Below are 10,244 nucleotides of genomic sequence, written 5' to 3'. Positions count from 1 at the left end.
GATGGCCGTCCTGTCGAAACCTCCCACAACCAGCACAAACACGCGCCGGCACCCTACGGACCCCACCACCCCGCCACACCAACCACAAGGCCACCTCCGCCACCCCGAAACCCGACATCCGGTACCTGGACACCCCCGCGCCACGCCCTGTACCAACTCCCCATGACGATCAACGGCGGCATCTCCTTCTGGTACGCGACCGACCGGACGGCCACCCACCAGCCACCCCGCGCCCCCCTCACCGGCCACGCCACGGCCGACGTCGTCATCGTCGGCGGCGGCTACACCGGCCTGTGGACCGCGTACTACCTCAAGACCGCCGCCCCCGACCTGCGCGTCACCGTCCTGGAGCAGAAGTTCTGCGGCTTCGGGGCCTCCGGCCGCAACGGCGGCTGGCTCTACAACGGCATCGCCGGCCGCGACCGCTACGCCGAACTCCACGGCCACCAGGCCGCCCAGCGCCTCCAGCGGGCCATGAACGACACCGTCACCGAGGTCATCGACACCGCCGCCAAGGAATCCATCGACGCCGACATCCACCGCGGCGGCGTCCTCGAAGTCGCCCGCACCCCCGCCCAGCTCAGCCGGCTCAAGGCCTTCCACACCGCCGAACTCGCCTTCGGCGAGAGCGACCGCGAGCTCTACGACGCCACCGACACCCGCGCCCGCATCGACATCGCGGACGCCGTCGGCTCCACGTGGACCCCGCACGGCGCCCGCATCCACCCCCTCAAGCTGGCCAGGGGCCTGGCCGCCGCCTGCGAACGCCTCGGGGTGGTCATCCACGAATCCACGCCCGTCACCGAGATCGCCCCCCGCCGGGCCGTCACCCCCTACGGCACCGTCCGCGCCCCTTACGTCCTGCGCTGCACGGAGGGGTTCACCGCCGCCCTCAAGGGCCACAAGCGCTCGTGGCTCCCGATGAACTCCTCGATGATCGCGACGGCTCCGCTGCCGCCCGAGGTCTGGGACCGCATCGGCTGGTCGGACGCCTGCACCCTCGGCGACATGGCCCACGCCTACATGTACGCCCAGCGCACGGCGGACGACCGCATCGCCCTCGGCGGCCGCGGCGTCCCGTACCGCTTCGGCTCCCGCACGGACACGGACGGCACCACGCAGCAGGCGACCATCGCGTCGCTCACGAACCTCCTGACGGCCTTCTTCCCGCTCCTCACCGGGGTGGAGATCACCCACGCCTGGTCCGGCGTGCTCGGCGTCCCCCGCGACTGGTGCGCCACGGTCACCCTGGACCGCACGACGGGCCTGGGCTGGGCGGGCGGCTACGTGGGCTCGGGCGTGGCCACGTCGAACCTCGCGGCCCGCACCCTGCGCGACCTGGTCCTCGGCGAGGCCTCGGACCTGACCGCGCTCCCCTGGGTCAACCACCGGGTCCGCCGCTGGGAGCCGGAGCCCTTCCGCTGGCTCGGCGTCCAGGCGCTGTACGCGGCATACCGCGAGGCGGACCGCCACGAGACGAAGACGCACGCCCCGCAGACCACCCCCCTGGCCCGCCTGGCCGACCGCATCTCGGGCCGCCACTGACAAGCGGAAGACCCCGGGCCACAAGGGCCCGGGGTCTTCCGCTTGTACCGTTTCCCTGCACCAGAACTCGTCCGGCCTGGGACGGAGCCGCCTGTCGGAATCGAACCGACGACCTCAAGATTACAAGTCAAGCGCTCTAGCCAACTGAGCTAAGGCGGCACACACGACCCTGCGCAGCGCACAGAATCGCCTTCACTTTACACAGCCCCGCCACCGGCCCGCGAAGAACTTTTCCGGCGGGGCGTGACCCCCTCGTCCCCCTGTTCGCCCCGCGCACCGGAGTACGGCCGAGGCGCAAGTCACGGCGCCCGGGGTGCTGACAGGACGGGGAACGGCGGGGTAGCGTCGGGCGAGTCCTGCTTACTGGACTAGACCTTCCACTCGGATCGTCCGGCACGTTCCTGCCGGTTGAAGGGATTCATCACCATGGCTTCTGTCACTTTCGACAAGGCGACCCGGCTGTACCCCGGCGGCGACAAGCCCGCCGTCGACGAGCTGGAGCTGCACATCGAGGACGGCGAGTTCCTCGTCCTCGTCGGGCCCTCCGGCTGCGGCAAGTCCACCTCGCTGCGCATGCTGGCCGGCCTGGAGGACGTCAACGGCGGCGCGATCCGCATCGGCGACCGCGACGTCACGCACCTGCCGCCCAAGGACCGGGACATCGCGATGGTGTTCCAGAACTACGCGCTCTACCCGCACATGACCGTCGCCGACAACATGGGCTTCGCGCTCAAGATCGCCGGCGAGGACAAGGCGACCATCCGCAGGAAGGTCGAGGACGCGGCGAAGATGCTCGACCTCACCCAGTACCTCGACCGCAAGCCGAAGGCGCTCTCCGGCGGTCAGCGCCAGCGCGTCGCCATGGGCCGCGCCATCGTGCGCAAGCCGCAGGTGTTCCTCATGGACGAGCCGCTGTCGAACCTCGACGCGAAGCTCCGCGTGTCCACCCGCACCCAGATCGCCGCGCTCCAGCGCGACCTCGGGATCACCACCGTCTACGTCACCCACGACCAGGTCGAGGCCATGACGATGGGCGACCGCGTGGCGGTCCTCAAGGACGGTCTGCTCCAGCAGGTCGACACCCCGCGCAACATGTACGACCGCCCGGCGAACCTGTTCGTCGCCGGCTTCATCGGCTCCCCGGCCATGAACCTGGTCGAGGTCCCGATCGCCGACGGCGGCGTGAAGTTCGGCGACAGCGTGGTCCCGGTGTCGCGCGAGGCGCTGTCCGCCGCCGCCGACGCGGGCGACCGCACCGTCACCGTGGGCGTGCGCCCGGAGCACTTCGACATCGGCACCGAGGGCGGCCTGACGATCACGGTCAACGTCGTCGAGGAGCTCGGCGCCGACGGCTACGTGTACGGCCGCACGTCCGACGCCGACGGCGCGCAGGACATCGTGGTGCGCGTGGGCGGCCGCCAGGTGCCGGAGAAGGGGTCGACGCTGCACGTGGTGCCGCGGGCCTCCGAGATCCACGTGTTCTCGACCTCCTCGGGCGAGCGCCTCTCCGGCTGAGCCTTCGCCAAGAGCGGGTGCGGACAGGGGCGTTCCTCCGGAGGGAGGGGCGCCCCGGCCCGTATCCCGGGCAGACCGGGCCATTCGGCCCCACTCGTCAACCCTTAATTCGAAAAGCCACGTCGAACCATCCCCCGACCGGGTGACTAAATGTCGCCAAATCTTCACCGAGCGCTACTCTCGCCCTCGTGACCCACACTGCCCGCCGTATCGGCCGTTCCCTCGCCCTGGTCCTGCCCGTCGTCCTGGTCCTGTCCGGGACCCTCGCGGTCACCATGGTCCCTTGGGCGGACAACACGCCTTCCCAGATCCTGACCGCGTCCGCCGAGGACGTGTCCGTTCCCGCGAAGCCCCGCGCCGCACAGGACGTGTTGCGCGACAAGCTGCTGGGCGAGCTCCAGCAGGGTGAGGCTCCGGGCGACGTACTGACGCACCTTCAGCGGGAGGTGGACCGGAGGCCGTCACTGGCCGAGCACTGCGTGGGGATCGCGCGGGCGCTGGGCCGGGCCGCCGTGGACGTGTACGGGCCGACGAAGGCGCAGTCCTTCGCGCGTCCCGTGTGCGACACCTCGTACGCGACCGGTGTCGCCTCGATGGGCTGACGCCGCGCCACGGGCGTCGCCGCCCTCCCGTGCGCCGGGGCCCCTACTCTGGCGGCCATGACCGACGCACCCCCCGTGTCCCGTTCTTCCGTTTCCGCGGCCGCGTATCCGGCCTCCCTCGCCCAGGCGCCTGTTCAGGCGGTCGTGTTGGCGGGAGGCCAGGGTTCGCGGCTGCGTCCGTATACGGACGACCGGCCGAAGCCGATGGTGGAGATCCCGGGGACCGGGGTGCCGATCATCGGGCATCAGCTGGCCTGGCTGGCCGCCGAGGGGGTGACGGACGCCGTGATCTCGTGCGGCCACCTCGCGGAGGTGTTGCAGGAGTGGCTGGCGAAGGCGGACCTGCCGCTGCGGGTGAGCACGGTGGTGGAGGAGGAGCCGCTGGGGCGCGGGGGCGGGCTGAAGTTCGCGGCCCGCCATCTGCCGTACCCGGACCGGTCCTGGTACGCCACGAACGGGGACATCTGGACGCGGTTCTCACTGCGGGAGATGGCGGAGTTCCATGCGGAGCGGGGGGCGACGGCGACACTGGCGCTGGCCCGGCCGCGGATCCCGTGGGGGGCGGTGGAGACGAACGAGTTCGGGCAGGTGCTGGACTTCATCGAGTCGCCGCCGTCGCCGTATCTGATCAATGCGGGGGTGTACGTGTTCGGGCCCGAATTCGCGGCGCTGTTGCCGGACTTGGGGGACCACGAGCGCACGACGTTCCCGCGGCTGGCCCGGGAGCGGCGGCTGGCGGGCTTCCCGCTGCCGCAGGGGGCCTACTGGCGGGCCATCGACACGGCGAAGGACCTGACCGAGGCGGCGCGGGAGCTGGCCTCCCAGAGCGGCTCCTGAGCCCTTCCGTGCGGCGTGGGCGTCGGGGCGGGGCGTCAGGTCGGGGGTACGGAGAAGGGGGCCCGGTGCGCGGTTCGCGCGCCGGGCCCCCTTCCTTCCGTGCGGTCGTCAGCCGAGGAGGCCGCCGACGAGTCCGGGCTTCTTCGGGGCGGTGTCCGCGCCACCGCTGCCGCCCCCGCTGCCGGAGCTGGAGGACGGGGGCTTGGGGGTGGACTGCCGGGGCGTGCCGCCCGAGTTGGAGCCGCTGCCCGAGCCGCGGGTCGCGGTCGGTGACTGCGAGCCGGTGCCGGCGCTCTGCTTGGTGGTGGTACCGGCGCTGCCGCGGCCGGACTTGGCGGCGGGCGCCGAGGCGCTGGCGGTGGGTTCGGCCGTCTTGGAGGGCTGCTGGGTGGCGGGCTGCTGGCGGGGCTGCTGCTTGCCGGTGGAGGGGGGCTGCGGGAGCGGGGAGCCGGGGAGGTAGTTGCTGGGGGCCTGGCCCGGTCCGGGGACGGTGACCACGGTGGTGGAGCGAACGGCGCCGCCGAGGAGCGAGCCGATGAGGAGGGTGAGTCCGCAGACGACGGTGGCCATGACGGTTCCGCGCCGCAGGACGCGCCGGCGCAGCCGCCAGATCTCGGAGCGGGGTCCGAGGGTCCGCCAGGCTTCTCCGGCGAGACGTCCGTCGAGGGAGTAGACGGGGGCGCCGGCGATGATCAGCGGGCTCCAGGCGGCGAGGTAGATGATGTCGGGGGCGTCGTAGGCGGGGACGGTCTTCCAGCTGACCGTCATCAGGAGGGCGGCCGACAGCAGGGCGCCGATGCAGGCGGCGAACCGCTGCCACAGGCCCAGGACGGTCAGGACGCCGACGATGACCTGGAGGAAGGCGACGCTGAGCCCGGCCCCGACGGGGTGGGCGAGGGCGAAGTCCCGCAGCGGTTCGGCGAGCGCCCAGGGGTGGAGGGTGCGCAGCCAGGTGACCATGGAGCCGCGTTCGCCGCCGTCGAAGTAGACGGGGTCGCACAGTTTGCCCATGCCGGCGTAGATGCAGATGAAGCCGAGGAAGACGCGCAGCGGGAGCAGCACGACGCCGAGGTTCATCCGGCGGCCGGGGTAGTACGAGGACTGTCCGCGGGTGTCGGAGGGGGCGCGGCGGTAGTCGGAGGCGGAGCCGGCGCCGTCGTACGGGCCGCCGACCGCGGGGCGGGGGTCCTGGGGGTGGTCGCGTACGGGGGTGAGCGCGCGGGTCTCGTCCGGGTCCGCGTACGTGCGCTGGCCGATGACGGTCGGCGTGGCCAGCGTGTCTTCGGCGAGGTCGTGCGCGAGGTCGACGCGGGGAATGGTCTGGGTGGCGCCTCCGTCGAACTCGTCGTGTCCGCGCCCGTGTTCGCGTACGGCCTGGAGGAGTCCGCCCATGGCGGCGGTGTCGCCGGGGGCTGACTTGCCGCTCCAGACGACGGGGGCCCGGCGGCGGCCGGCGCCGGCGGCGGCGACCGCGGCGCCGCCGAGGACGGGCACGCGGCCGGGGGCGTTCGCGGGCTTGGAACGCGCGCTCGGGCTCGGTGCGAGCCGCACGCGGAAGCTGGCGTGGTTGACGATGACCTGTGCGGGGTCGCACGGCACCTTGACCATGCTCAGCGCGGGCTGGTCGTCGAACCCTGACGTTCTGGTGTCCACACTCATCTAACCGAGTGATCAGTGTTTAGGACACTGCCTTGACAGCAGGGATGTGTCCGAGGCCCGTCAAGATCAAGCCACCCCGCCCGAAAGGGGCGGGGTGGCACGCTCACGGGTCACGTTCCATGAGCCAAGTGGATCAAGGCGGCGCCGCCGCCACCGGGGCGGCGGCGCCGTGCGGGGCTCAGACGCGACCGCGGGTGGCGCGGCGGCGGGCCGCCTCGTAGAGCACGACGCCCGCGGCGACACCGGCGTTCAGCGACTCGGCGCCGCCCGGCATCGGGATGCGGACGAGGTAGTCGCAGTTCTCGCCGACGAGGCGGCCGAGGCCCTTGCCCTCGGAGCCGACGACGATGACGACGGGACCGCCGAGCGCCTCCAGGTCCTGCACCTCGTGCGTGCCTTCGGCGGCGAGGCCGACGATGGCGATGCCGGCCTTCTTGAAGTCCTGGAGGGCGCGGGTCAGGTTGGTGACGCGGGAGACCGGGGTGCGGGCGGCGGTGCCGGCCGAACTCTTCCAGGCACCGGCGGTCATGCCGGCCGCGCGGCGCTCGGGGATGACCACGCCGTGGCCGCCGAAGGCGGAGACGGAGCGGACGATCGCGCCGAGGTTGCGGGGGTCGGTGACCCCGTCGAGCGCGACGATGAGCGGGTCGTCGCCCTCGTCGTACGCGGCGGAGGTGAGGTCCTCGGGGTGCGCGTACTCGTACGGCGGGACCTGGAGGACCAGGCCCTGGTGGTTGAGCCCGTTGGTCATGCGGTCGAGCTCGGGGCGCGGGGCTTCCATCAGGTTGATGTTGCCGCGCTCGCCGGCGAGCTGGAGGGCCTCGCGGACGCGCTCGTCGTTGTCGATGAACTGCTGGACGTAGAGGGTGGTGGCGGGGACGCCGTCGCGCAGCGCCTCGAAGACCGGGTTGCGGCCGACGACCATCTCGCTCGTGCCCTTGGGGCCGCCGCGGCGCGGGGCCGGGCGGCGCTTGGCGGCCTGGCGGGCCATGGCGCCGGCGATGCGGTTCGCCTTGTGCTTCTTGCGGTCCTCGGCCTTGGGCGTGGGGCCCTTTCCTTCCAGGCCCTTGCGCCGCTGGCCACCGCTGCCGACCGTGGCGCCCTTCTTGTTGGACGTGCGGCGGTTCCTGCGCTGGCTGTTCCCGGCCATGACCTCTACCTGTTTTCGTTGATGCTGCGATATGTACGTATGAAGAGTGTGCCGCCCGGGAGGCCGGGCGGCACAGTCGGACTGCTCCGGGCGGCCGCGGCTCAGCGCGGGCCGAGCGACCAGCGCGGTCCGGTGGGGCTGTCCTCGATGACCAGGCCCGACTGCTGGAGCTGGTCGCGGATGGCGTCGGCGGTCGCCCAGTCCTTGCGGGCGCGGGCGGACTCGCGCTGCTCCAGGACGAGGCGTACGAGGGTGTCGACGGCGCCGTGGAGGTCCTCGCCGCGGTCGGACTCCCCGGCCCAGTGCGGGTCGAGGGGGTCCAGGCCGAGGACGCCGAGCATGGCCCGTACCTCGGAGAGCCGGGCGATGGCGGCGTCCTTGTCGTCGGCGGCCAGCGCGCTGTTGCCCTGGCGGACGGTGGTGTGGACGATGGCCAGCGCCTGCGGGACGCCGAGGTCGTCGTCCATGGCCTCGGCGAAGGCCGGCGGGACCTCGGGGGCCGGGTCGACGGTCTTTCCGGCCTTCTCGATGACGCGCTGGTAGAAGCCCTCGATGCGGGCGAACGCGGACTCGGCCTCGCGCAGCGACTCCTCGCTGTACTCGATCATCGAGCGGTAGTGCGGGGTGCCGAGGTAGTAGCGCAGGACGACGGGGCGCCAGGTCTTGACCATCTCGGAGACGAGCACCGAGTTGCCGAGGGACTTGGACATCTTCTCGCCGGACATGGTGACCCAGGCGTTGTGCATCCAGTACTGGGCGAACGCGTCGCCGAAGGCCTTGGCCTGGGCGATCTCGTTCTCGTGGTGGGGGAAGATCAGGTCGAGTCCGCCGCCGTGGATGTCGAAGGCGCTGCCGAGGTACTTGTGCGCCATCGCGGAGCATTCGAGGTGCCAGCCGGGACGGCCGCGGCCCCACGGGGTCTCCCAGTCGGGCTCGCCGGGCTTGGAGGCCTTCCACATGGCGAAGTCGCGGGGGTCGCGCTTGCCGGTGATGCCCTGTTCGGCGGGCTGGCGCAGGTCGTCGATGTCCTGGTTGGACAGCTCCAGGTAGCCCGGGTACGAGCGCACGTCGAAGTAGACGCTGCCGTCGGCCTCGTAGGCGTGGCCGCGCTCGATGAGCGTGCGCATCATCTCGATCATCTCCGGCACGTGGCCGGTGGCGCGAGGCTCGTACGTGGGCGGGAGGCAGCCCAGGGCGTCGTAGCCGTCGTTGAAGGCGCGCTCGTTCTCGTAGCCGATGGACCACCAGGGACGGCCCTGGTCCTCGCCCTTGGCGATGATCTTGTCGTCGATGTCGGTGACGTTGCGGATGAAGGTGACGTCGAGGCCGCGGTAGGTGAACCAGCGGCGTGCGATGTCGAAGTTGAGGTACGAGCGGACGTGCCCGATGTGCGGGGCCGCCTGGACGGTGGCGCCGCAGAGGTAGATCGAGACGCAGCCCGGGACGAGCGGGGTGAAGTCGCGGATCTGCCGGGCGCTGGTGTCGTACAGGCGAATAGTCACGGCATCCAGGGTAGTGGGCCCGTGGCAGTGCCCCGCGACCCTTTCGGGAGCGCGGGGGTGCTTTGTTGCGGAAGCGGTGTCCGCCGGGCTACGGAATCGTCCGGTACACCAGTGCGGTGGCGATGGCGGCGAGGCCTTCGGCGCGGCCGGTGAGGCCGAGGCCGTCGGTGGTGGTGCCGGAGACGGAGACGGGGGCGCCGGCGGCTGCGGCCAGGGTCTTCTGGGCTTCCTCGCGCCGCTTGCCGATCTTCGGGCGGACGCCGATGACCTGGATGGCGATGTTGCCGATCTCGAAGCCCTCGGCGCGGACGACGCGGGCGGCCTCCGCCAGGAGGGTGACGCCGGCGGCGCCGGACCATTCGGGGCGGGAGGTGCCGAAGTGCGCGCCGAGGTCGCCGACGCCGGCGGCGGAGAACAGGGCGTCGCAGGCGGCGTGGGCGGCGACGTCACCGTCGGAGTGCCCGGCGAGGCCGTCCTCGCCCTCCCAGAGCAGCCCGGCGCACCACAGCTCGCGCCCGGTCTCGAAGGCGTGCACGTCGGTGCCGATCCCGACGAGCGGGAGCAGGGGGGCGGCGGGGCCCGCGGGGTCAGTAGGCATCGGTGGCCCTCCTGCGGGCGAGTACGGCCTCGGCGAGGACCAGGTCGAGCGGACGGGTGACCTTGAAGGCCTCTTCGTGGCCGGGGACCACCATGACGGTGATGCCGAGCTGTTCCACCATCGCGGCGTCGTCGGTGGCGCCCTCGCCGTCGACGGCGATGGCCTCGTGGGCCCGCCGGAGGGCGGTGACGTCGAAGCCCTGCGGGGTCTGCACGGCGCGCAGCCGGGCCCGTACGGGGGTGGCGACGACCGGTTCGGGCTCGCCGGGGCGGCCGGGCTCGACCTCCTTGACGGTGTCGGCCAGGGGCAGGGCGGGCACCACGGCGGGCGAGCCGTCGCGTACGGCCTCGACGACGGAGTCGACGGTGTCCACGGGGACGAGGGGGCGGGCCGCGTCGTGGATGAGGACGGAGGTGACGTTCGCGGGGAGCGCGGCGAGGCCGGCGCGTACGGAGTCCTGGCGGGTCTCGCCGCCGGGGACCACCAGGATCTCGGTCCGGTCGGGCAGGGTGTGCTCGTCGACGAGCCGGCGCACCTCGGCGGCGCCGTCGGACGGGGCCACGACCACCACGAGGGAGACGGCCCGGGAGCGGGCCATCGCGCGGACAGCGTGGATGAGCATGGGGGTGCCGCCGATGGCCCGGAGGGCCTTGGGGGCACCGGGGCCGAGGCGTACCCCCCGGCCGGCGGCCGGGATCACCGCGGCGGTGCGGTGGGGGCGCGATTCGTCAGACATCAGTAGCTCCGAGCCAGGTTTGTGACTTCGGCCGACATGGGTATGGCCTGAAGGGTGCCGGGTGCGACGCCCTCGTCCCTTCCGTGACGACCGGTCGAGC

The 10,244-nt window shown here is 72.3% G+C and carries 9 protein-coding genes and 1 tRNA gene; 4 read left to right on the top strand and 6 right to left on the bottom strand.

Annotated elements, in window-relative coordinates:
* Positions 1-162 precede the first annotated feature (162 nt).
* On the top strand, positions 163-1,545 hold the full coding sequence (locus ACS04_RS07540) for an NAD(P)/FAD-dependent oxidoreductase (protein WP_048475748.1): 1,383 nt from the start codon (positions 163-165) through the stop codon (positions 1,543-1,545).
* 85 nt (positions 1,546-1,630) lie between these two features.
* Here ACS04_RS07540 and ACS04_RS07535 read toward each other — a convergent pair.
* Positions 1,631-1,704 (bottom strand) — tRNA-Thr (locus tag ACS04_RS07535).
* 267 nt (positions 1,705-1,971) lie between these two features.
* Between ACS04_RS07535 and ACS04_RS07530 the strand changes: the two genes are divergently transcribed.
* The 3 genes from ACS04_RS07530 to ACS04_RS07520 all read left to right on the top strand — a co-directional run bounded on the left by ACS04_RS07530 (position 1,972) and on the right by ACS04_RS07520 (position 4,499).
* On the top strand, positions 1,972-3,060 hold the full coding sequence (locus tag ACS04_RS07530; RefSeq protein ID WP_048475747.1) for an ABC transporter ATP-binding protein: 1,089 nt from the start codon (positions 1,972-1,974) through the stop codon (positions 3,058-3,060).
* A 188-nt stretch (positions 3,061-3,248) separates the two neighbouring features.
* Positions 3,249-3,662, top strand: coding sequence for a hypothetical protein (locus ACS04_RS07525; RefSeq protein WP_048475746.1), 414 nt, complete (start codon positions 3,249-3,251; stop codon positions 3,660-3,662).
* A 57-nt stretch (positions 3,663-3,719) separates the two neighbouring features.
* Positions 3,720-4,499 (top strand): nucleotidyltransferase family protein, encoded by a 780-nt coding sequence (locus tag ACS04_RS07520; protein WP_078864522.1) that lies wholly within the window; start codon positions 3,720-3,722, stop codon positions 4,497-4,499.
* 108 nt (positions 4,500-4,607) lie between these two features.
* Here the strand turns inward: ACS04_RS07520 and ACS04_RS07515 are convergent, their stop codons facing one another.
* From ACS04_RS07515 to ispD, 5 genes are all read right to left on the bottom strand, one after another.
* A complete protein-coding gene (locus ACS04_RS07515; protein ID WP_078864520.1) occupies positions 4,608-6,158 on the bottom strand; it encodes a DoxX family protein in 1,551 nt (516 codons plus the stop codon).
* A 178-nt stretch (positions 6,159-6,336) separates the two neighbouring features.
* Positions 6,337-7,308 carry a 23S rRNA (guanosine(2251)-2'-O)-methyltransferase RlmB gene (gene rlmB / locus ACS04_RS07510; RefSeq protein ID WP_048475743.1) on the bottom strand — a complete coding sequence of 324 codons (972 nt, stop codon included), beginning with the start codon at positions 7,306-7,308 and terminating at the stop codon, positions 6,337-6,339.
* A gap of 101 nt (positions 7,309-7,409) precedes the next feature.
* Positions 7,410-8,810 carry a cysteine--tRNA ligase gene (gene cysS, locus ACS04_RS07505; RefSeq protein WP_048475742.1) on the bottom strand — a complete coding sequence of 467 codons (1,401 nt, stop codon included), beginning with the start codon at positions 8,808-8,810 and terminating at the stop codon, positions 7,410-7,412.
* An 88-nt stretch (positions 8,811-8,898) separates the two neighbouring features.
* A complete protein-coding gene (gene ispF / locus ACS04_RS07500; protein WP_048475741.1) occupies positions 8,899-9,408 on the bottom strand; it encodes a 2-C-methyl-D-erythritol 2,4-cyclodiphosphate synthase in 510 nt (169 codons plus the stop codon).
* Entirely contained in the window at positions 9,398-10,144 is a 747-nt protein-coding gene (ispD, locus tag ACS04_RS07495) for a 2-C-methyl-D-erythritol 4-phosphate cytidylyltransferase (RefSeq protein WP_048475740.1), read from the bottom strand. The genes ispF and ispD overlap by 11 nt, the downstream gene beginning before the upstream one ends.
* Positions 10,145-10,244 lie beyond the last annotated feature (100 nt).

The sequence above is a fragment of the Streptomyces roseus genome (assembly GCF_001044425.1).
GTDB lineage: Bacteria > Actinomycetota > Actinomycetes > Streptomycetales > Streptomycetaceae > Streptomyces > Streptomyces roseus.
Note: the sequence above shows the minus strand (reverse complement) of the source record. Positions and strands in the feature narration are given on the sequence as shown.